Here is a 20,419-nt window from a genome sequence, read left to right on the forward strand (position 1 = left end):
ACATCCGACTTGGCCGAGTCACAGCAGGCAGCCAAATCAGGCCTGTTGGTTTTCATCGCAATGCTCCTTTGCCTGAATGGCGGTAGTGCCTACGGCGTTGTGCCGTGGGGCAATATGACTGAAGAAAGGGGTGCGCTTGAGTGCCAGCAAAAACGCTTGCCAATAGATGCCAATAACAGTCTTGCCGACCATAAAGGGGAAGGACAAGGCTTCACTGCGAAGCAAGTGCCGGTCAAGTGGGTGACGGTTGAGTGTCAGCGTCGCATCGAACAGCCGGGTATCGCCCTGCCAGTCTTCCATGTGGACCAGTAACGTATCTGCAGGACGCGTGAAACGCATACGGTACGTCAGTTCCGGAGGCAGGAAGGGTGAAACGTGAAAAGCCTTGCTTAGCTCAAACTGCTGCGCTGCTTGGCCCGGATCGGTGCGCATCACGTAGCAGAAGCGGTCTCGCCAAGGCGTGTTGGACACTTCGGCGATGATCGCGCGTAATTGATCGTCCTGGTCATGGCAGTAGTAAAAAGAAACAGGATTGAACAACATGCCGAAACTGCGCACTTGGGTCAGAATACGGACGGGGCCGTCGATTTTAAGATCCAGTTCCTCACTCACCAAACGTCGCGCGGAGTCTGCGAGTGGCTCATTATGGCGCCGATGTTTGCTCAGGTAGTCGCATTCACGAAAGCGCATGGGCGACCACCAACGACCTGACCACAGGCTGCTCAAACCGAATACTTGTGGCTGCTCTGCCAGGTCGAGCCACAGCATGCTGATGCGGTAACGAAATGCGTGTTTGCGCGGGGCATGTCTGCGATGGCGGATAACACCGCTGTACAGAGCGCTGTTGAGGGTCATCAAAACGCCTCGCCGAGCGCGGAGGTGACGCGTAATGCGCTGACTACGCCGTCTTCATGGAAACCATTGGCCCAATAGGCGCCGCAATAGTAGGTGTTGTTAGCGCCGGAAAGCTCGCTCCAGCGTGCCTGGGCTTCTGCCGCTTCAAGACTGAACTGCGGGTGGGCGTAGGTGAAGCGCCGGAGGATCTTCGCCGGGTCGATCTTGTCGGTCTGGTTGAGGCTGACACAAAAGGTGGTCGCAGACTCGATACCCTGCAGGATATTCATGTTGTAGGTGACCGCCGCTGACTGTTGACGATCATCGCCCAAGCGATAATTCCAGCTTGCCCAGGCCAGCTTGCGCTTGGGTAAGAGGCGGGTATCGGTGTGCAGCACCACGTCGTTGTCGGCGTAGCCGATCGCACCAAGAATGGATTGCTCCTGCTCAGTGGGCTGCACCAGCAATTTTAGCGCCTGATCGCTATGGCAGGCGAAAATAACGCGGTCGAAGCGCTCCTCACCCCGCGAGCTGACTACTGTCACGCCTTGCGTATCGCGGATGACCTGGGTTACCGCGCAGTTAAGGTGTATGGCTTCGCGGAAGCTGGCTGTGAGCGGATCGATATAAGACCGTGAACCACCCTCGATAACGCGCCACTGAGGCCTGTCGCTGATCGACAGTAGCCCGTGGTTACGAAAAAACCGGACGAAAAACTGCAGTGGGAATGCCAGCATATCGGCCAGAGACATCGACCAGATCGCAGCGCCCATCGGAATGATGTAATGATCGATGAAGCGTTGTCCATAGCCTTTGGTTTGCAGGTATTCGCCGAGCGTGAGATCCGCCTCTATGCGGTTCTTGTCGAGGTCCGCCATGGCCTCGCGATTGAAACGCAGAATATCTCGGACCATGCCGATGAATCCTGGGGAAATCAGATTGCTCCTTTGGGCAAATAAACTGTTTAGAGTATTGCCGTTGTATTCCAGTCCAGAGGAGGGCTGGTTTACCGAAAAGCTCATTTCGGTCGGACGCGAAGCAACACCCAGCTGATCCATCAATTTGATGAAGTTAGGGTAGGTCCAGTCGTTGAATACAATAAATCCGGTATCGACGGCATGTTGTTCCCCGTCGACGTCGACGTCCACGGTATGGGTGTGGCCACCAATCCAATCGGCGGCCTCGAATATCGCAACCTCGTTATTACGCGTCAGCTGGTGTGCGCATACCAGGCCAGAGATGCCCGAACCGATAATGGCGATACGCATCAGGATTTACTCTCCGATGTTTCGGTGCGTGCCATTCCCTTGGTCAATGCGAAACGTAGCGCCCCGGGCAGCGATCCGATCAACTTGAGTACCGCGATAAATGGGCCAGGGAAGCTGATTTCGCGCTTACCTTTTTCGATTCCGCGGATGATGATATCGGCAGCCTTGTCGCTTCCTACCTGCATTGGCATAGAAAAGTCGTTACCGGCGGTCAGGGGGGTATCGACAAATCCTGGGCTAACCAGGCTGACCCCGATACCCCAGGCAGCAAGATCCAGCTCCAGAGACTGAAACAGGTAGCGCAGAGCCGCCTTGGATGCACCATAGGCTTCGGATCGCGGCAGGGGACAGAATGTAACGCTGCTACCTACCCCGACCAGACGCGGTTGCTCTCCTTTGCGCAGAAGTGGCAAGGCTGCTTCTATGCAATTGGCGGTACCCAGCACATTGGTTTCCATCACGCGCTGAAACATGGCCGCTTCGAACTGGGCAACATCCACATATTCGCAGGTGCCAGCGTTGAATATCGCCCAGTCCAGGGCGCCCCATTGCTGGCTGATCGCTTGACCGACTGCGCTGACCGCTGCAGCATCGGTCATGTCTACTGGCAACACAGTAATCTGTCCTGGAAAGCGCTCTGATATCTCCTGCAGGGGTTCAGCCCTACGCGCGCTTAGTGCTAGGAGATGCCCCTGGGCTGCAAGTTTCTCAGCCATGGCCTTGCCTATGCCGCTTGATGCGCCGGTCAACCAGATACGTTTACGCGTATTCATGCGAGTCTCCCTTTTAACCATCGAATAGCGGTGCCTAGTAACGGAACATGCTCGTAGAGCAGGGCCCCAGCGTCGAAGTAGTCGATATGTCGATATACGCGCCCTTCCTGGAAAAAGATGCAGCTACAACCTTCAACACTGATTGAATTGCCTCTGGCCAGGCGCGGATGACGGTAGGTCATAGTCCAGCGCAGAAGGCCCTGGCCTTCGGTGACCAGTTGGCACTGATGAAATTCGAATTGCAGATCATCGATATTGCTATACAGCTGGTCGAAGTAGGTTTGCATGGGCTCGATTCCCTGTATGTCGTGCAGGGGATCAGTAAAATGCACGGCTTCGGTATAAATCTCAGCTAGGCGATGCAGGTTGGTCTTGTTCAGGCTCGCGAATATTTCGGCAAAGCGTTGCGGGAAATCAGCGTTCATGTCTGTGCTCCCAAGGTCTTGAAAACATCGATTGCGCGTTTGCGGGTTTCTTTCAGGTCGACGATGGGTCGTGGATAATCGATGGCAGAAAATAGATCGCCGGCCGGGGGCTGGTGGATCTGGCGTGCATCCAGGCTGCGCAGTTCTGGGACCCAGGTACGGATAAATGCGCCCTCGGGATCGAAACGGCTGGACTGGGTGGCCGGATTGAATACGCGGAAGTAGGGTGCCGAGTCGGTGCCGGTTGATGCGCTCCATTGCCAGCCACCATTATTCGCAGCGAGGTCGCCATCAATCAGATGGCGCATAAACCAACGCTCACCCTCGCGCCAGTCGATCAGCAGGTTTTTGGTTAGAAACATCGCGCTGATCATTCGCAGGCGGTTGTGCATCCAGCCGGTACTCAGTAGCTGACGCATTGCCGCGTCAACGATGGGGATGCCAGTTTGACCTTGCTGCCAGGCTCTCAGAGCAGCAGGATCGTCGCGCCAGGGCACATCCTCGGTTTCGGGACGAAAAGCACGGTGACGTGAAACCCGCGGATAGCAGACCAAAATGTGTTTGTAGAATTCGCGCCAGAGCAGCTCGTTTATCCAGGTGACAGCTCCGGGGTTACCGCTGTCGAGCTCACCCTGATTGACTGCGAGGGCAGCATGCAGGCACTGACGCGGGGAAATCACGCCGCAGACGAGATAAGCCGAAAGCCTGCTAGTACCGTCGATGGCAGGAAGGTCGCGCGTCTCCTTGTAATCGAACAGTATCTCTTCGGCAAACAGGGTAACTCGCGCGGCTGCGGCTGCTTCGCCCGCGGGCCATAATGCCTGCTGTTCGCGAGAAACAGACTTAAACTGCGGCAACGCGTCCGGCAGCGGATCTGACTTGACGTTGGCAGATGACTCCTGCGCTGACGGAGCAGGCAAACACGCGGGCAGGTGATCATGCAAACGCATGCTGGCGAGTTTGCGAAACTGGCTATACACCTTGTACATGGTGCCATTCTGGGTGAGCAGGGAGCCGGGTTCGAACAGAATCTGGTCGGTAAAGCGGCGGCATGCCAGTCCGGCATCAGCGAAACATTCAGCTACAGCATCATCGCGTTGCTGCTCGTGGATACCGTACTCATCATTGAAGAAAATAGTCTCCGCGCCGACTTCGCCGGCGACGTCGAGTAATGCCTGAGGAGCATCGACAAAATGCTCGAGCATGCGAATCTTAAGGGGGATGCCCAGGCTGGCGAGTTGAACATAAAGCTCCTTTAAATTGCGCATCCAAAAATCGATTTTTATCGGCGCATCGTTATGTTCTTGCCAACTACTGGGTGTCAGTACGCACACCGCCACTACACGACCCTGCTGGCGAGCGTGCCACAGTGCATGGTTATCGTGGATCCGCAAGTCATTGCGGATCCAAAAGAGTTGAGTTCGGCTCATGACATGACCCTCAACCGCTCTATCAAAACGGGATAGGCGAGCGTAGCACGCTCGGGGAGTGTAGGAATGGATAGCTGGTCTAATTCGTCAGCATGAATCATTGCTGCAGGCCCTGCCATCATTAGGATGTCTGGCAAGTGGCGGCCAAGACGGGGTAGCTGTCGGCGCAGTTGCGCCGCAGACAATGCCTGACTGCTGAACAGCACTAGGGCTATTGGCAGGCGTTGATCGCTGATCAGGGAAAGTTCGCTGGCGGGTATTTCCCATTCCAGCATCTCGACCCGGTACCCATCAGCACTTAGCATAATGGCAAGAAGCCACAGCCCCATCTCGCAATGTTCTCCAGAGAGGCTTGCAAGAATAACGGGGCTACCCTGTGCAGTTGCGTTCCCCTTGTCGAGCGTTGCCGCCAGTCGGGTGCGTAACCAGGTATGACAGAACACTTCTTCCAATTGGCTGCCAAACTGGCCTTGCCAACGCTGCTGCAATTGCAGCAATACGGGCTCGAGCAGGTTGATGCATAGCTCGGTCGTAGTATATAACCTGAAGGCGCGATCAAGCTGTTGATTAAGCCCCGTAATGTCGAACACGGTTATAGCCCGAACAAAACTCTGTCGCATCGATCCCCATGGGGAGGACGTATCATTATCCAACGGAACAGGGCTGTCGAGCAGTGGCTTGACTTGGCTGACCGTGACGCCGCGGCTCAGCCAGAGCAATATATCCTGAATCTGCCTGATGTTATCTTCAGTATAGAGGCGATGGCCCTTACTGGTTCTATGGGGCGTAATTAAACCGTAACGTCGCTCCCAGGCGCGCAACGTTACCGGGTTGACACCGGTAACGCGGCACGCTTCGCGGATCGGGAGCATCGCCTCAGCCATCATGCCAATGCCCTTGTATTAGCTCTGTCTGCGGAAGAAGCGAGCAAGTAGGGTAACGCGAACATGTCACACTCTCCTTGTACAGTCTTTATTTTCTGTATAGGAATGAGTGTACATAACTTCCAAATTTGTACAAGTATTTGTGACTAACTGTCTCTTACCGCCAGCCCATGAGCCACTGCTTAGGATCTTGCATTCGCTGGCAAGGCAGTACCTCGCAGCGTCGGGTGAGTACCGCTTCAATCTCGACCGCCACAATGTTGTTACACTCGTCACGCTGGCAATCAATCACAATAAAATGTTTTTCCCTGCGCTGTGGACTGGTCGCAGTCCATTTGGAAAACATCAATTTTTGCGGATTGATCCGGTTCACTTGCGCTCCAGCAGGGTATGAGCGGCTTGCTGGCCACTCAGCCAGGCATTTTCCAGTCGTCCGCCCAGACACCAGTCACCGCATACGTAGAGCCCCTTTTCAGGCGCAGCCAAGGCGCCCCAGTTACAGGTGGCGGGAGAGCGAGCGTACAGCCACCTATGAGCATGCTCGTAAACGGGAGTGGGCAGGTCGAGACCCAGCACATCCGCAAACGCCGCGCGCAGCCGGTTGCCCACTTCCTGCTTGTTGGTGTCCAGGTTTCCCATCGCCCAGCGTGTGCTGGATTGTAATATCCAGCTATCTAGTCCCTGCCGGCCCGGTTTGCTGCTATTGCGCGAAATCCAATCAAGGTCGCCAGCCCGGACGAAGCAGGCTTCTACCGCGGTGTCGAGTGGCTGCGCAAATGCGAGTGCCAGCGTCCAGCCAGGTTGCATCTCTATCTGGGACGCGGCCTGAGCCAGCTGGGTAGCTGATGACAGCAGTGGTACCGCTTGCGGAGCCGGCGCAGCCACCACAACTCGATTGAACGGTCCATGCGTGCCGCCGTTATCGTCCACCAGCTCCCACAGGTCATCGGCGATCTGGCGCAGACTATCTATACGTGTCTGGCTCACCAGAGTAAGACCTTCCAACAGTCCGCGAGACAGACTTGTCATTCGCGGTGTACCTACAAATCGTTGTTGGTCGTCCGGCGATTCCACAAGATCCGAGTCATTCTTGACGAACAGCCGGGGCGACCACTGCGCCACCCAGCCGCGATTCATCCACTCCTGAAGGGCATTGCGAAAATGGTGGTCGCGGGCGGTGAAGTATTGAGCGCCCATGTCCAGATCGCCGGACTCGGTCCGCTTGCTGCTCATCCGGCCACCACTGCCACGGCTCTTGTCAAAGAGCACGACCTCATGCCCAGCCTGGGCGAGCGCGCCGGCAGCGCTCAGCCCAGCCATGCCGGCACCGATGACTGCAATTTTGAATGTCTGGGTCATAATGAGTTCTCGATCGGATGGAGTATTGCCAAATAGTCTATGTCTATCGGCGATGGTCTTCAACATAACTTGTACAGAAGGTTATGGTTGTATAGCATTAGGGTTCTGTGTGGCAATGGCCTCGGTTTTGACATGCCCTGATCCACGCTGCAATCACAATGTTGATCTGAAATGCCTAGTCTATTGTCTATTAGCAGCGAGAGCAGTTTGCAAGCAATCCTCATTAGAGCGTCGGTGAGAGTGCGTTGGCAGACATATTCGATCGACATGGCAAGGAGCTAGGACAATGCACGTACTCATTACTGGCGGCACGGGGCTCATAGGCAGCGCCTTGAGTAAATATCTGACTGCAGAGGGACATCAGGTTTCTGTATTAAGTCGCCGACCCAAAGAGGTGGCTGGGATTTGTGGGGCTTCGGTAAGAGGTTTCGCCAAGCTCGATCATCTTGGCAGCGAGCAGATTGATGCGGTAGTCAACCTTGCCGGTGCGCCAATAGCGGATCGCCCCTGGACACGCAAACGCAAGGGGGTGCTGTGGGAAAGCAGGGTCACATTGACAGAGGAATTAGTTGCCTGGCTGGGCACATTGGCAGTCAAGCCGAAGGTGCTGGTTAGCGGGTCGGCCGTGGGTTGGTATGGTGATAGTGGTGATCAGCCGGTTACTGAGAGCATGGACCCTCACATTGAATATACCCACACTCTGTGTGATGCCTGGGAGTCAGCGGCAAAGCGTGCGGGAGCCTATGGTATCCGGGTGTGCTTGTTACGTACCGGATTGGTCCTCGCTCCGGCTGGTGGCTTCCTGCAGCGTATGTTGCTGCCGTTCAAGCTGGGTCTGGGTGGGCCCATCGGATCAGGAAAGCAGTACATGCCATGGGTGCACCGCACAGATATGGTCGGTATTATAATGCTGCTTTTGGACAATTCCGATTGCAAAGGCCCCTTCAATGCCTGTGCCCCCAATCCTGCCACCAACCGTGAGTTTGTCAAAACACTGGGCCGGGTGCTCGGCCGTCCAGCCGTTATTCCTCTGCCGGGGCCGGTGTTGAAAGTAGGTCTGGGGGAAATGTCTCGATTATTGCTAACCGGACAAAATGCGGTGCCGCAGAAGATTCAGGAGGCGGGTTACCAGTTCCGCTTTCCTCATCTGGAAGCTGCACTTAACGATGTGGTTAAAACGTGAAGGAGTGTTGTGTCGATGTCTGATCGTGGGGTATTGCTTGCCAATCTTGGTTCGCCTGCCAGCCCGGAAGTGGCTGATGTGCGTCGTTATCTCAATCAGTTCTTGATGGATCCGTACGTGGTTGACCTGCCTTGGCCCCTGCGCCGTTTGCTTGTTGGGCTGATTTTGCTATTACGGCCGAAAAAATCAGCTGAGGCCTACGCGTCTATCTGGTGGGATGAGGGTTCTCCGTTGGTGGTGATCAGCCGTCGAGTGCAACAGGCGCTGCAAGCACGGCTGGATATGCCGGTGGAGCTTGCAATGCGCTATGGCGAGCCGTGTATAGAGCGTGGTCTGCTGGCGCTGGCCGCAAAGCCAGGTATCAAGGAAGTGCTCTTTATGCCGCAGTATCCGCAACACGCCGATAGCACTACGACTACGTCGATCATCGAAGCGCAGCGGGTTGTGGCGGCACACAAGCTCGATATCAAACTGACTATCGTACAGGCCTTCCATGACAAGCCTGGCTACATAGATGCTCTGGTGGCTAGCGCTGAGCCACATTTGAAGCAGGGTTTTGACCATTTGCTTTTCAGTTATCACGGATTACCGGAGAGGCACTTGCGCAAAGCCGATCCCACCGGCAGTCATTGCTTGGCCTTTCCTGATTGCTGTGATCGTCCATCGCCGGCCCATGTCACCTGTTATCGGGCCCAGTGTGTATCGGTCACTCGGGCCTTCACCGCTCGCCTTGGCCTGCGCGATGATCAATGGTCGTTGGCGTTTCAGTCGCGGCTGGGCAAAGACAAGTGGATCGAGCCCTATACTGAGGCGCGCCTCGACGAGCTGGCAGCCCAAGGGGTCAAGCGCTTGCTAGTCATGTGTCCTGCATTCGTCTCCGATTGCATCGAAACCCTTGAGGAGATTGGCGATCGGGGCCGAGAACAGTTTATCGAAGCGGGTGGTGAAGAGCTGGTTCTGGTGCCTTGCTTGAATGATCATCCGCAATGGATCGACACTCTGGCCCAATGGTGTGAGACCGAACCCACTGCGGTCTGATTCCATTTTCAGTCTGGCCGGGCGCTTAGCCCGAGCCACTCTGAAAGTGCCAGATGCAATCCTAGTCCAATCAACACCGCACCCATCAGGCGGTCAAACCAGTGGCCCATGCGTACGAAGCCTCGTCGTACCCGGGAATGGCTGAATAGCACCGCGACCATGCAGAACCATGTCGCAGTGGCCAGCGCAAGATAGATGCCATAACCAGTCTGTATGGTGATTGGGGTTTGTGGACTGATGACGACGGTAAAAAGCGACAAAAAAAACAGTGTTGCCTTGGGATTCAGCCCATTGGTGATGAACCCATTGGTGAACGCATTGCTGGAAGATAAAGTTTTGTCTTGGATTGCCACGACGCCGAGCTTGGCGGGTTGGCTACTCAGGGCCCTAAAGCCTACGTACAGCAGATAACCGGCCGCGAGCATTTTGAGTATGTTGAACAGCCAGGCTGACTGGGAAACAATTAAGCCAATACCCAGCAACGAATAGCCCACGTGCAGGCAAATACCACTGCCCACGCCGAAGGCCGTGAGTACGCCGGCCTTGCGTCCGGCGCTGACGCTGTTGCGTATTACCACCGCGAAATCGGGTCCTGGGCTTATGACTGCAAGCAAATGAACTGCTGCTACCATTAGAAATTCGCTCAGATAAGGCATCGGTCGATTCCACGCAAAGCCCCATTCTATCTCAGTCAGCCAGATTGCGCAGAGTCATGATGGCTTCCCGGGGGCTGTAAAGTGCGCAAGTTATAACTCACCTGTTCGAGGGATAGAGCTGGTGCAGCGCAAGCGCTAAGCTCCCGAATACACCAATAACACGCTTCAGTGACGTTAGCGTCTGACCTCAGGGAGGTGGTCATGCTGCCAGAAAGTTTTCTGCAACCGATGGACGAAAGATACTCTTCCGGCACCTCAGCGCACTTGAGTGATCGTCTCAAGGCCAGACATCGGCAGGGCGGTGTCAGTTTGTTGGAAGTGATGATTGCTGTGCTGGTCCTCGCGGTCGGGGTTCTGGGTGCGGCGTCGCTTCAGCTCAACGCAATACGCTATAGCGTCAGTGCGGGTCACAGCACTCAGGCGGCCCTTGCTGCCCGCGACATGCTGGATCGCATGCGGGCTAATCCATCGGAGCTTTCCCGTTACGCCACTGCTTCTGTGGCCGGTGTCTGTCAGGTAAACCCCGGAGGTGCAGATATTGCGGCCCAGGATCTGGCGGATTTCGCCGAATTGATCAGCTGCGAACTGCCCGTTGCTAATGGGAGTATTGCCGTCGTTGGTGACCAGGCCACAGTCTCGATCTCCTGGTCCGAGGCGAGAACCGTGGCAAATGAAGAAGACACTGTCTTTCTCATGTCATCGGTGATCCGATGAGAGTGTGGAGTCGCTTCTCTTTACGTGGTTTTGGGCTGATTGAACTGCTCATCGCGCTCACCCTCGGTCTCGTTATGGTGATGGGTGTCATTCAGGTTTTTATCGCTAGTAAACAGAGTTTCGTGCTGCAACGAGCCGCAGGAGATCTGTATGAGGATGCGCGTTATCTAAGCGGCCGCCTGGGCCAGGAAATACGCATGGTCAACATGTTTGGGTGTCTGGATCTGGCCCGCTTACCGGCCGATATTCGCACTAGCATTCCTGCGGCCTTCAATGACCCGATCCGTTACACCGTCGGATCCGGAGTAGGTATTCTGACACTGGTTACCGCTGTTCCCAACTTTGAACGCTTTACCGCCCGTGCTTCGCGTAGCCCATCGGACTATGGTGCTCGATGGCTGATCGTAACCAACTGCCGCGACACCCTGGATTTTAGGATTTCTGCAACGGGCCCGCTTGCTGTTCGACCAGGGGATGTCGTCATTCCTATCCGTCAGATGGAATACCGCTTCAGCAAGAACGCTATTCAGGTTCGCAACAACGGAGCCGGCAATTTTCAAACCTTGATCGATGGTGTGGCCGATCTTGTTATCAGTTTTGGGCTGGCGGCCAGCCCGTCGGGAAGGGAGGTCAGCGGCACTTATGTGAACGTTTTAGCAGCGTCCGATGCTGCACGTATCCGCAGTGTGAATCTGCAATGGCAACTCAGTGACAATCCGGCGACACCGGCGAGCGGCAACATCAAAGCGCAGAACTTCAAGCAGGTGGTCGCAATACGCAACAGATTGGAATAGAACCGGGAGGGACCCGATGGTTAAGGAACAACCACAGGATCAACAGGGGTCGGCACTGATTGTCAGTCTGGTTTTTCTGTTATTGCTCACACTGGTCAGCGTAGCAGGCATCAAGTCCTCTACTGGCCAGGAGCGTATGGCGGCCAATGTGAAGCTCAAGATTGACAGCTTTCAGGCTGCGGAGTCAGCCCTGCGGCTCATTCAGCATCAGCTGGCGTTGGCAACCAGCAACAATAAACCGCTACCCAAACCCTGCACTGGCGCATCCTGCAATACGAATGATGCTGTCTTCGACTTGGACTCCACCGGCACGCCTGGTGCGGGATGGGTTCAAATACCCCGCTCGGCGGCAATCAATAATATGGAGGTCTGGTATCGCATAACCAGTCTGGGTGAAACTCTTGCGCCGGCTAATACAGTCAGCGCCAATACCGCCTACGAAGGCCCCGGCAACCTGTACCGCATTGTTGTAGTGAGCTTTCTAGGATCCACTCGTACGGTATTGGAGAGCGTATATGTCCATTATGCGGTTTGACCAAGGTATAAAAAGATTCATTGGCGGCCTGCAAGGTGGTGTGTTGATAGGCCTTTTTCTGGCGCTTCCTGCACAGGGGGCATTCAATCCGCTAAGCGGCCCTACCTTGTCTGGGCCGGCCGTTTCGCCGAATGTGATCATGCTGTTCGACAACTCCTCGAGCATGGTGCTAAACAAGGCAGGGAGCCAGACGCGTCTTGATATAGCGCGGGATGTTGCCAAGGACGTGATCGCCAAGAACCGCAACGTGCGTTTTGGGCTCTTCAGTTTCAGGGATACCCCTCCCGCTTCGTATGGGCACGATGCACCGGGAGGCCAACTGTTGGTGGAAGTAGGCGATATATCGGCCAATACCCTGGCTGGGGTCTCACACTTCAATATGTTGAACACCAGTCTGGATGCAATTAATCCAAGTGCATCGCCTCCTTTTACCCACACCCCACTGGCTGAAACATACTATGAAGTTACCCGGTATATGCGAGGACTGCGGGCGTTTTATCCGCAGTCGATGGCGGCGGGTAGCCGACAGCAATTTGTCAGTCCTGCACAATATCGATGCCAGAGAAACGCTGGGCTGATCCTGACTGACGGACTACCCACCTATGACAGTGAATTTCCAACGGACGTCAAGGTAGAGCCCGATATCGACAATCCAAGCATTCCGGGTAGCCTGAATCTGCCGGACTGGGACGGAGTCTCAGCCGGCGACATGAGCAGCACTGATCTCAATGATGAGGGGAGCACCTTCTATCTGGATGACATTGCCCAGTTCGCCTTTGATATCGATATGCGTAATACGAATCGTACGGGTGTCGCCAAGGATGCTGCCGGGGTCAGTTGGGATGCCACTGACTTTGCTACTCAAACACTGCGGACTTACACAGTCGGCTTTGCCCACAACGATCCCAATTTGCAGCGTGCAGCGGTTCTCGGCGGTGGCAAGTATTACACCGCAGAAAACCGTCAGGAGCTCAGCTTTGCGCTGCACGGTGTTTTGCAGGAAATCAACGCGATGACCGGCTCCGGGGGTGGCGGTGTAGCAAGTGGGCCAGACCTGACGTCTGGTTCGCGGTTCTATCGTACCGAGTATGACCCAGCCGATTGGAGCGGGACGGTAGAAGCCTACAATCTTAAAGCTGACGGGAGTCTGGGTAGCAGAGTCTGGTCTAGCGACTCGACTATCAGCAACGTGAGTAATGTGCGGTACCAGACCTGGCGCGAGTCATCCGATATCCGGCCCGGAGCGGTGATCTCGCTCAATAATACTGCCTATTTGGATATGGGAGCTGCGCAGCAGGCGGTTCTTGATCTCGCCGCTGCGCCCAATAGCGGACAGGATCTGCTGAACTGGATTCGTGGGGAGTCGGTGAGCGGCTATCGCAGCCGCGCGCGCTTGCTTGGTGATGTGGTCAACTCATCTCTGGTGCTCACCAGTACGCAGCGAACATTGGGCGCAAACAGCCATGCCGGATACGAAGCGTATCGTGCGGACAAACGCCAGAATATGCAGGCTTCTCTGGTTGTTGGTGCAAACGATGGTTTTTTGCATGTGCTGGCAGCCAATAACGGTGCCCATCGCCTGGCATTCTTGCCTGCTGCAACGCAGGCCAGTGCGGGTGCTCGGGCCGGCCTGGACTTTGGTCAAGGAGGTCATCGGTCAGGGGTTGACGGCGCGATAACCGTTGCTGATACAGTTCTCAATACAACCTGGACAACTCTCGCTGTGGCGGGCCTGGGTGCTGGTGGGAAAGCGCTGGTCGGCATCCGGTTGTATGATCAGGATTTCAAGAACGATGCTCTCGGTGCACTGTGGGAAATCAGTCCGAACACACAAGGTTTTGTCGATCTTGGTCATGTTTATGGCAAGCCAGTGATTTCCAGGCTCGACGGTAGGTGGGTAGCCATTAGCGGTAATGGTTACGGTAATGCTGGCGGACAGCCGACTCTGTATGTGATCGATCTGGCTGACGGCAGCCTGATCAAGAGCATCGAGGCGGGGCCCGGGGATTCCTTCAGCGGCAACGGACTTTCCGCTCCTCAGGTGCGGGTCAATAGCGATGGTCGTGCCTTGGCTGCCTACGCAGGTGATTTGCAGGGCAGGTTATGGAAGTTCGACCTGTCTGGCCAGATCAGTGACTGGAGCGTGGCCTTTGCTGGCGACCCTTTATTCAGAGCGGGCATTGCTGCAAACCCCCATCAGTCAATCACTGTGCAACCCGTGCTGATGGAGCATCCCCAGGGAGGGCGGCTGGTACTCTTCGGCACCGGTACATTCCTGGAGGCGGCAGATCGCCTGGATACCAGCGTACAGACCTTTTATGCCGTATGGGACAAACCGACAGGTGTCGGCAACCTCACCTATGCGAATCTTCAGGCTCAGGCGATCCTGACCGAAAGTGCCCTAGGCAACCGTAACGTCAGAACCGTAACAGCCAATCGCGTGAACTGGAGCTCATCGAATGGGCAGGGCTGGTACCTTCCCCTCTTGCACGGCACCGCGCGTGGCGAGCGTGTTATCCGCAATATTCTGGTTCGCGGCAGCCGGGTTCTTTTCAATACCAGCCTGATTCGTAACAGCGCTGACCCTTGCACCAATACGGGTGGTGGCTGGCTTATGTCTGTTGACAGCTTTTCCGGGAGCATGTCGCGGGTGGCAACACTAGATAGTAACAGCGACGGTATGGTGGATGCACGCGACCCTCTGAGTGCGGGCGTCAGCTTGTCGGGAGGGCTTCCAGGTGATTTGATTGTTCTTGAACTGCCACGCATCAAGCCGGCGGTTCCTGCTGCTCCGCTGGCGCGAGGCAGTTGTAACCCGGCGACCGAGTTCTGTCCCTGTGATCCGGCTGTGGATGATTGCGTCTGTGAATCTGGAGATCCTGCATGCAAAAACATCTACTGCGGGCAGGAGTACAACCTGAGTCAGACCAGCAATACGCTTGAGCTGGTTGTTGGCTCGGGCCAATGCCATTTTAACCGGATTATGTGGCGACAATTGATGTGATAAGTCAGGGAGACGACATGATGAACGGATGCACAAGAGCGGGGTTCACGCTGATTGAACTTATGATTGCGGTCGCCGTGGTCGGTATCCTGGCCGCGATCGCCTATCCAGCCTATCAGGAGCAGGTACGCCAGACTCGACGGGCAGAAGTGACCACTGTGCTGTTGGAAAACGCGCAATTGCTGGAGCGCCATTTTACCCGCACTGGCACCTATAATGCAGGCGCCGTCAGTCTGGCTGCGCAGAGTCCGGTCAGTGGTACTGCGGTTTATACCCTGGTCGCGGTGAGGGGGCCGGCGACCTTCACCCTGACCGCAACGGCGGTACAGGGTGGAATCATGGCGCAAGATGCCTGTGCGACCTATACCTTCAATCAAGTCGGTCAGCGCACGCCGGCAAATATCCAATGTTGGCGTCGTTGAGGGCTTGGCATTACCGGATCATTGAACTGGCTCAAGCGCCTCATCAGCGCGGGGAAGCAGCAGATTAAGAACGATTGCAACCACGCCACATAAGCTGATGCCCTGAAGACTGAAAGTCTGATTGCCGATCATCAATCCGCCAATGCCAAATACCAGCGTAACCGAAACGATACACAGGTTACGTGGCTGAGATAGATCAACCTGGTTCTTTATCAAAGTGTTCATGCCAACGACCGCAATAGATCCGAACAGCAAGCAGAGTATGCCGCCCATCACGGGCACCGGCATGCTCAGCAAAGCGGCGCCGAACTTGTCGATGAACGCCAGTATCATGGCGAAAATTGCCGCCCAGATCATCACATTGGGGTTGAAGTTGCGCGTCAGCATCACCGCACCAGTGACTTCTGAGTACGTGGTGTTAGGCGGGCCGCCGAGCAATGCTGCCGCCGAAGTAGCCAGCCCGTCACCCAGCAGCGTGCGTTGCAGTCCAGGCTCGCGGATGTAATCCTTACCGGTAACTGAACCGATAGCCAGTACGTCGCCAATATGCTCGATCGCCGGGGCGATGGCGACGGGTATCATGAACAGAATGGCGGCCAGTTTGAACTCCGGCGTGACGAACGCCGGGACCGCCAACCAGCTGGCTGCGCCAACTGCATTGAAATCCACCACACCCAATATCCAGGACAGCCCATAGCCGACTACGACGCCCGCGAGAATGGGCACAAGGCGGAAGATGCCTTTGGCAAAAACGGCGACGATAATAGTTGTTGTAAGGGATGCCATCGAGATCAGAATGGCCAGCGGATAATCAATCAGTTGCGCGCTACCATCGCCGGCTTTGCCCATAGCCATGTTGACTGCCACCGACGCCAGTCCAAGACCAATGACCATGATCACCGGTCCGACCACGACCGGGGGTAACAGTCGACGAATGAAACCTGGGCCGCGTAAATAGATCAGCATGCTCAGCAAAATGTACATCAGGCCAGCCGCTAACAGACCACCGAGCGTGGCTGCCAGCCCCCAGGTCTGGTTGCTGTATAAAATCGGTGCAATGAAGGCGAAGCTGGAAGCAAGGAAAACCGGTACCTGACGTTTCGTGGTGAACTGGAACATAAGCGTGCCAAAGCCCGCAGTGAACAAAGCCACATTCGGGTCCATGCCGGTAATCAGTGGCATCAGTACCAGTGCGCCGAAGGCGACAAACAGCATCTGTGAACCTGCCAGCGCTGAGCGCCAACCGGTAGTATTGATTGGTTCCATCAGTCCACATCCTTCTGTTTGGTACCAAATATCTTGTCGCCGGCATCGCCCAGGCCTGGAATGATGTAACCATGCTCGTTCAGTCGCTCGTCGACGGAAGCGGTGAAGATCTGTACTTCCGGGTGCGCGTCGTGGATGCGCTTGATCCCCTCAGGGGCCGCGACCAGTACCAGAGCGCGTATTTCCCGAGCGCCGGCGCGTTTGAGCATTTCAATAGTGGCGAGCATTGAGCCGCCGGTGGCTAGCATTGGATCGATGATCAGCGCAGTGCGCTGGTTCATTTCGCCAACCAGTTTTTCCAGGTAGGTGTCGGCTTCCAGCGTCTGTTCGTTTCGCACGAGGCCGACCACGCTCACCTTGGCGCTGGGTATCAGGCTCAATACACCGTCGAGCATGCCCAGGCCAGCGCGGAGGATTGGCACAACAGTGACCTTTTTGCCGGACAACTTCTCAACTTCCACTGGCCCGCACCAGCCTTCAATCTGTTGCGGTTCGAGCAGCATATCCTGTGTCGCCTCGTAAGTGAGCAGTGCCGCGACCTCCTGAGCGAGTTCGCGAAAGTTCTTCGTACTTATGTCGGCGCGGCGCATAAGACCGAGTTTGTGACGAATCAAGGGATGACGAATTTCTTTCACATTCATGACGTGTTTGCTCTCGTGCGGGGCGCTGTAAATGCGCTATAGCCTAAACCAATGCGCCATTGGGGTCACCCGCTCACGGTAGTCGGCTTCGGTTTACTTGCCTTTGCACGCTAAGATCAGTATTTTGCCCACCCTCGTGAATAGTCACCCTTTTTGGAGATTGCGTATGTCCGTCGATCTGGAACACATCAAGCAGGTGATGGCTGAGGCAGATTGCCTTTACACCGCCGCGCAGGTAGAAGAGGCGATGGATCGCATGGCTGTAGCAATCAACCGGGTTTTGGCGGACAGCAATCCGATCGTCTACAGTGTCATGAATGGCGGGTTGGTGATTACCGGGCAACTGGTGACGCGTCTGGATTTTCCGATGGAGTTGGGATACCTGCATGCGACCCGTTACCGCAACAAGCTGTCTGGTGGCGAGCTCTTCTGGAAAGCCCGAGCGGAACACTCGTTGGTTGGTCGAACGGTGTTGATCCTGGACGATATTCTGGATGAAGGGCATACCCTCGATGCCATTGTTGAATATTGTCGCGATGCCGGTGCTGCTCAGGTACTGACCGCTGTTTTGTTGGACAAGCAGCACGATCGCAAGGCCTACAAGGGCATGCGCGCCGACTTTACCGGCCTTGATGTGGTAGACCGCTACATCTTTGGATATGGCCTCGACTACAAGGGCTACTGGCGCAACGCCGCAGGTATATTCGCCATCCCGGAATAACCTGGCCTGATAATCTGCGGTAATGATGTCATGCGGTGTTGGCCGGCACCGCCGATTTTTCTAGTTTGTGCCGGATGATAGTCGCCGCACGTTCGGCGTTGGTTACATAGTAACGCCGGTCGACGGTTGCTCCCATACCTGCCCGTGTCAATTTCAATCTTACCCGTGCATTGACTCCAACAAAATAGATCTCGATCTTTCGCCTTTCGAACTCTTCCAGCGCTTTCTCGAACATCACCAGCGCGCTCATGTCCATGCTCGGCACCGCGTGCATATCGATTACCAGATGGCGAACTCTGTCGTCATGACGTGCCATCGCGCTCAATGCTTTGTCTGCGGCAGCGAAGAACAGCGGGCCGGCTATTTGATATAGCGCCACACTGTCGGGTAACCCGGAGAGTGCTTCATGGTTTATGCGGGGTACGGTGGCGCCCTGGCTAAGATCGACCATGCGCTTGATGAACAGGACGGACGCCAGCACCAGACCGACGCCAACCGCTAGCACCATGTCGAACAATACCGTCAGAACGAGACACACCACCAGTACCCAGGCATCCTGCTTCGGTCCGATGCGCAGCATGCGCACAAGGTGCGGTACTTCGCTCATATTCCAGGCAACCACGAGCAGCATTGCTGCGAGCGACGCCATCGGCAAATAGGCGAAAAGATCCGCGAGCAAGACAACGGACAACAGGATAAGCAGTGCATGAATAACGGCAGCAATCGGGGTTCGCGCTCCGGAGCGCACGCTGGTCGCGGTGCGGGCTATTGCAGCGGTCGCTGGAATGCCCCCAAAGAAGGGCACGACAAGATTGCCTAGCCCTTGGCCGACGAGTTCGGCGTTGGGATCGTGGCGTGTATTGGCCATGCCATCGGCCACCAGCGCGCAGAGCAACGACTCGATCGCGCCCAGCATCGCCACGACCAGCGCAAAGGGCAGTAGCTCGCGCAGCAAATTAAAATTGATTACCAGCGGTTGGCCATCAGGGCCGGCTAATGTCCATGGGAGTAGCCAGTGGGGAGCGAAAGGCGGAATACCGCCGTGTATTACACCATCCAGTTCATAGCTGAAACGCGAGCCGAGTGTGCTGACCTGCATATCCATTTGCAGTGCCAATGCAGCAAGCAGGCTGCCGACTAACAAGGCGACCATGTGACCAGGTATTCGACGGGTCAGGTATGGCCAGGCCAACAGGACGCCAAGGGTCGCCGCTCCCACCAGGGTATCGCCTGGCTGGATGCTGGGCAGAGCAGCCATCAGTGCCTGTAACTGATCCAGATAACTTTCGTGCTGCGCCACGCCCTGCAGGCCAAAGAAATCCTTGATTTGCAGCGTCGCAATAACTATCCCTATCCCTGCAGTGAAGCCCAGAACCACAGGGTAGGGCACGAATTGAATCAGATTACCCATGCGAGCCAAGCCCAGCGTCAGCAGGATCAGGCCAGACATGGCGGTCACCAGTAAAAGCCCGCCAATGCCGTATTGCTGTGTAATGGGCAGCAGAACCACGACGAAGGCGGCGGTGGGACCGGAAATATTGAAGCGCGAGCCGCCCATCAACGCGATAATCAGTCCGCCGACAATACCGGTATACAGACCATGTTGAGGAGCGACACCCACCGCGATAGCCAACGCCATACCCAGAGGTATCGCGATGATACCCACAGTAAGCCCAGCGATGAGATCCCCGCGAAGCATTTGCAGGCTATAGCCCCCGCTCAGGCTATCGCGTAGTGCCGCGAAAAGGACCGGTCTGCGATTGGTGCCATTGGCCATGATGTGTTCCTTGGTGAGAGCCCGACAGCCATGCCTGTTGATGATGGCTCAAGGATGTGGCGCCAGATCCGGACAGCATACTCCTCGCTTGGCCAGGATAGGGCTTATCGCAACGCTTCCTTTGGCTTGCCGGGTTTCCTGGCGAAGGATCAGCCCCTAGTGAGGCGTGCCCAGGCTGAGTACAATACTGCAAATCGAATCGAGCCTATGGCAGAAAAGGGGTAGCAGGTGCGTAAAGACAAGCAGAAAGTGATTGGCGAGCCGATGACGGACGAACAGATTGCTGCGTTTTTAACCGCCCGGCCTTATGCCGGCGAATCGGTCGAGCAGCATATTCTGACGCGCGCCTACCGAGGTTTGCGGGCGCATGACTTCGAGCGTTTTATCGAGATGTTCAAGCAGGAAGGTTTTGATCTTGATGCGCCTGACGCGCAAGGAAAGAGTTTTTTACAGACTATTCGAGGGCATGCTCAGGCTGAGGATTATGTGGATGCTTTAGAACGCGCTCGATAACTCGCAGGCGCTGGGGTCAATGAGTCGACGTGACAGCCAGATCTGGCCGAGAGTGGTCACTGGCGGCCATTCCAAAACGGATTTAACTCTGTCACATCAACCCATCGGCCTGAAGGCATTGAGCTTTCGGTCGCTTAGAGTGTTTCGCAGCGGCCCACATCATCCAACCTCGCATAAAACCG

General features: G+C 55.8%; 21 protein-coding genes. 9 read left to right on the forward strand and 12 right to left on the reverse strand.

From position 1 onward, the window contains the following. Positions 1 to 36: 36 nt before the first annotated feature. From ACJAXR_RS06820 to ACJAXR_RS06855, 8 genes are all read right to left on the reverse strand, one after another. Positions 37 to 855 carry a DUF1365 domain-containing protein gene (locus ACJAXR_RS06820; protein ID WP_415057510.1) on the reverse strand — a complete coding sequence of 273 codons (819 nt, stop codon included), beginning with the start codon at positions 853 to 855 and terminating at the stop codon, positions 37 to 39. After that, a complete protein-coding gene (locus ACJAXR_RS06825; protein WP_415057511.1) occupies positions 855 to 2,102 on the reverse strand; it encodes an NAD(P)/FAD-dependent oxidoreductase in 1,248 nt (415 codons plus the stop codon). The genes ACJAXR_RS06820 and ACJAXR_RS06825 overlap by 1 nt, the downstream gene beginning before the upstream one ends. Then, complete coding sequence (locus ACJAXR_RS06830; protein WP_415057512.1) at positions 2,102 to 2,875, reverse strand: SDR family NAD(P)-dependent oxidoreductase; 774 nt, start codon at positions 2,873 to 2,875, stop codon at positions 2,102 to 2,104. Before ACJAXR_RS06830 ends, ACJAXR_RS06825 begins: the two co-directional genes overlap by 1 nt. Beyond that, positions 2,872 to 3,300 (reverse strand): nuclear transport factor 2 family protein, encoded by a 429-nt coding sequence (locus tag ACJAXR_RS06835; RefSeq protein ID WP_415057513.1) that lies wholly within the window; start codon positions 3,298 to 3,300, stop codon positions 2,872 to 2,874. The genes ACJAXR_RS06830 and ACJAXR_RS06835 overlap by 4 nt, the downstream gene beginning before the upstream one ends. Continuing rightward, complete coding sequence (gene phrB / locus ACJAXR_RS06840) at positions 3,297 to 4,730, reverse strand: deoxyribodipyrimidine photo-lyase (protein WP_415057514.1); 1,434 nt, start codon at positions 4,728 to 4,730, stop codon at positions 3,297 to 3,299. Before phrB ends, ACJAXR_RS06835 begins: the two co-directional genes overlap by 4 nt. Further along, a complete protein-coding gene (locus ACJAXR_RS06845; protein ID WP_415057515.1) occupies positions 4,727 to 5,617 on the reverse strand; it encodes a MerR family transcriptional regulator in 891 nt (296 codons plus the stop codon). Before ACJAXR_RS06845 ends, phrB begins: the two co-directional genes overlap by 4 nt. Before the next feature lie 154 nt (positions 5,618 to 5,771). Continuing rightward, positions 5,772 to 5,960 (reverse strand): TIGR02450 family Trp-rich protein, encoded by a 189-nt coding sequence (locus tag ACJAXR_RS06850; RefSeq protein WP_415057880.1) that lies wholly within the window; start codon positions 5,958 to 5,960, stop codon positions 5,772 to 5,774. 23 nt (positions 5,961 to 5,983) lie between these two features. Then, positions 5,984 to 6,973 carry an NAD(P)/FAD-dependent oxidoreductase gene (locus ACJAXR_RS06855; RefSeq protein WP_415057516.1) on the reverse strand — a complete coding sequence of 330 codons (990 nt, stop codon included), beginning with the start codon at positions 6,971 to 6,973 and terminating at the stop codon, positions 5,984 to 5,986. A 286-nt stretch (positions 6,974 to 7,259) separates the two neighbouring features. On the opposite strand from ACJAXR_RS06855, the gene ACJAXR_RS06860 reads away from it, so the two are divergent. Both ACJAXR_RS06860 and hemH read left to right on the forward strand, forming a co-directional pair. Then, positions 7,260 to 8,156: a TIGR01777 family oxidoreductase gene (locus tag ACJAXR_RS06860; protein ID WP_415057517.1), complete on the forward strand. Its 897-nt coding sequence runs from the start codon at positions 7,260 to 7,262 to the stop codon at positions 8,154 to 8,156. Positions 8,157 to 8,171: 15 nt separating this feature from the next. Continuing rightward, positions 8,172 to 9,194, forward strand: coding sequence for a ferrochelatase (gene hemH, locus ACJAXR_RS06865; RefSeq protein ID WP_415057518.1), 1,023 nt, complete (start codon positions 8,172 to 8,174; stop codon positions 9,192 to 9,194). Between the two features lie 8 nt (positions 9,195 to 9,202). Here the strand turns inward: hemH and ACJAXR_RS06870 are convergent, their stop codons facing one another. Then, positions 9,203 to 9,850, reverse strand: coding sequence for a LysE family translocator (locus ACJAXR_RS06870; protein ID WP_415057519.1), 648 nt, complete (start codon positions 9,848 to 9,850; stop codon positions 9,203 to 9,205). A gap of 201 nt (positions 9,851 to 10,051) precedes the next feature. Here ACJAXR_RS06870 and pilV point away from each other — a divergent pair, with 201 nt between their 5' ends. The 5 genes from pilV to ACJAXR_RS06895 are packed head-to-tail and all read left to right on the forward strand — an operon-like array spanning position 10,052 to position 15,319. After that, positions 10,052 to 10,564 carry a type IV pilus modification protein PilV gene (gene pilV, locus ACJAXR_RS06875; protein WP_415057520.1) on the forward strand — a complete coding sequence of 171 codons (513 nt, stop codon included), beginning with the start codon at positions 10,052 to 10,054 and terminating at the stop codon, positions 10,562 to 10,564. Further along, positions 10,561 to 11,358 (forward strand): hypothetical protein, encoded by a 798-nt coding sequence (locus ACJAXR_RS06880; RefSeq protein ID WP_415057521.1) that lies wholly within the window; start codon positions 10,561 to 10,563, stop codon positions 11,356 to 11,358. The genes pilV and ACJAXR_RS06880 overlap by 4 nt, the downstream gene beginning before the upstream one ends. Positions 11,359 to 11,374: 16 nt before the next feature. After that, the gene (locus ACJAXR_RS06885; RefSeq protein WP_415057522.1) at positions 11,375 to 11,893 is read left to right on the forward strand and encodes a PilX N-terminal domain-containing pilus assembly protein; all 519 of its coding nucleotides are present in this window, start codon (positions 11,375 to 11,377) and stop codon (positions 11,891 to 11,893) included. Next, positions 11,874 to 14,897 (forward strand): PilC/PilY family type IV pilus protein, encoded by a 3,024-nt coding sequence (locus tag ACJAXR_RS06890; protein WP_415057523.1) that lies wholly within the window; start codon positions 11,874 to 11,876, stop codon positions 14,895 to 14,897. The genes ACJAXR_RS06885 and ACJAXR_RS06890 overlap by 20 nt, the downstream gene beginning before the upstream one ends. A 17-nt stretch (positions 14,898 to 14,914) precedes the next feature. After that, complete coding sequence (locus ACJAXR_RS06895; RefSeq protein WP_415057524.1) at positions 14,915 to 15,319, forward strand: type IV pilin protein; 405 nt, start codon at positions 14,915 to 14,917, stop codon at positions 15,317 to 15,319. Between the two features lie 18 nt (positions 15,320 to 15,337). Here the strand turns inward: ACJAXR_RS06895 and ACJAXR_RS06900 are convergent, their stop codons facing one another. Next, a complete protein-coding gene (locus tag ACJAXR_RS06900) occupies positions 15,338 to 16,585 on the reverse strand; it encodes a uracil-xanthine permease family protein (protein WP_415057525.1) in 1,248 nt (415 codons plus the stop codon). Continuing rightward, the gene (gene upp, locus ACJAXR_RS06905) at positions 16,585 to 17,226 is read right to left on the reverse strand and encodes a uracil phosphoribosyltransferase (RefSeq protein WP_415057526.1); all 642 of its coding nucleotides are present in this window, start codon (positions 17,224 to 17,226) and stop codon (positions 16,585 to 16,587) included. Before upp ends, ACJAXR_RS06900 begins: the two co-directional genes overlap by 1 nt. Positions 17,227 to 17,392: 166 nt before the next feature. Here upp and ACJAXR_RS06910 point away from each other — a divergent pair, with 166 nt between their 5' ends. Further along, entirely contained in the window at positions 17,393 to 17,947 is a 555-nt protein-coding gene (locus ACJAXR_RS06910) for a hypoxanthine-guanine phosphoribosyltransferase (protein ID WP_415057527.1), read from the forward strand. A 28-nt stretch (positions 17,948 to 17,975) separates the two neighbouring features. Here the strand turns inward: ACJAXR_RS06910 and dauA are convergent, their stop codons facing one another. Continuing rightward, the gene (gene dauA, locus ACJAXR_RS06915) at positions 17,976 to 19,724 is read right to left on the reverse strand and encodes a C4-dicarboxylic acid transporter DauA (protein WP_415057528.1); all 1,749 of its coding nucleotides are present in this window, start codon (positions 19,722 to 19,724) and stop codon (positions 17,976 to 17,978) included. Positions 19,725 to 19,952: 228 nt separating this feature from the next. Here dauA and ACJAXR_RS06920 point away from each other — a divergent pair, with 228 nt between their 5' ends. Further along, on the forward strand, positions 19,953 to 20,237 hold the full coding sequence (locus ACJAXR_RS06920; RefSeq protein ID WP_415057529.1) for a PA4642 family protein: 285 nt from the start codon (positions 19,953 to 19,955) through the stop codon (positions 20,235 to 20,237). Positions 20,238 to 20,419: the final 182 nt, after the last annotated feature.

This window comes from Halopseudomonas sp. (assembly GCF_047631575.1).
GTDB lineage: Bacteria > Pseudomonadota > Gammaproteobacteria > Pseudomonadales > Pseudomonadaceae > Halopseudomonas.

Bases quoted from the DNA above. Each gene is read 5' to 3' on its own strand.
- ACJAXR_RS06820 (WP_415057510.1), bottom strand. From the start codon at position 855: ATGACCCTCAACAGCGCTCTGTACAGCGGTGTTATCCGCCATCGCAGA.
- ACJAXR_RS06825 (WP_415057511.1), bottom strand. From the start codon at position 2,102: ATGCGTATCGCCATTATCGGTTCGGGCATCTCTGGCCTGGTATGCGCA.
- ACJAXR_RS06830 (WP_415057512.1), bottom strand. From the start codon at position 2,875: ATGAATACGCGTAAACGTATCTGGTTGACCGGCGCATCAAGCGGCATA.
- ACJAXR_RS06835 (WP_415057513.1), bottom strand. From the start codon at position 3,300: ATGAACGCTGATTTCCCGCAACGCTTTGCCGAAATATTCGCGAGCCTG.
- phrB (WP_415057514.1), bottom strand. From the start codon at position 4,730: ATGAGCCGAACTCAACTCTTTTGGATCCGCAATGACTTGCGGATCCAC.
- ACJAXR_RS06845 (WP_415057515.1), bottom strand. From the start codon at position 5,617: ATGATGGCTGAGGCGATGCTCCCGATCCGCGAAGCGTGCCGCGTTACC.
- ACJAXR_RS06850 (WP_415057880.1), bottom strand. From the start codon at position 5,960: ATGTTTTCCAAATGGACTGCGACCAGTCCACAGCGCAGGGAAAAACAT.
- ACJAXR_RS06855 (WP_415057516.1), bottom strand. From the start codon at position 6,973: ATGACCCAGACATTCAAAATTGCAGTCATCGGTGCCGGCATGGCTGGG.
- ACJAXR_RS06860 (WP_415057517.1), top strand. From the start codon at position 7,260: ATGCACGTACTCATTACTGGCGGCACGGGGCTCATAGGCAGCGCCTTG.
- hemH (WP_415057518.1), top strand. From the start codon at position 8,172: ATGTCTGATCGTGGGGTATTGCTTGCCAATCTTGGTTCGCCTGCCAGC.
- ACJAXR_RS06870 (WP_415057519.1), bottom strand. From the start codon at position 9,850: ATGCCTTATCTGAGCGAATTTCTAATGGTAGCAGCAGTTCATTTGCTT.
- pilV (WP_415057520.1), top strand. From the start codon at position 10,052: ATGCTGCCAGAAAGTTTTCTGCAACCGATGGACGAAAGATACTCTTCC.
- ACJAXR_RS06880 (WP_415057521.1), top strand. From the start codon at position 10,561: ATGAGAGTGTGGAGTCGCTTCTCTTTACGTGGTTTTGGGCTGATTGAA.
- ACJAXR_RS06885 (WP_415057522.1), top strand. From the start codon at position 11,375: ATGGTTAAGGAACAACCACAGGATCAACAGGGGTCGGCACTGATTGTC.
- ACJAXR_RS06890 (WP_415057523.1), top strand. From the start codon at position 11,874: ATGTCCATTATGCGGTTTGACCAAGGTATAAAAAGATTCATTGGCGGC.
- ACJAXR_RS06895 (WP_415057524.1), top strand. From the start codon at position 14,915: ATGATGAACGGATGCACAAGAGCGGGGTTCACGCTGATTGAACTTATG.
- ACJAXR_RS06900 (WP_415057525.1), bottom strand. From the start codon at position 16,585: ATGGAACCAATCAATACTACCGGTTGGCGCTCAGCGCTGGCAGGTTCA.
- upp (WP_415057526.1), bottom strand. From the start codon at position 17,226: ATGAATGTGAAAGAAATTCGTCATCCCTTGATTCGTCACAAACTCGGT.
- ACJAXR_RS06910 (WP_415057527.1), top strand. From the start codon at position 17,393: ATGTCCGTCGATCTGGAACACATCAAGCAGGTGATGGCTGAGGCAGAT.
- dauA (WP_415057528.1), bottom strand. From the start codon at position 19,724: ATGGCCAATGGCACCAATCGCAGACCGGTCCTTTTCGCGGCACTACGC.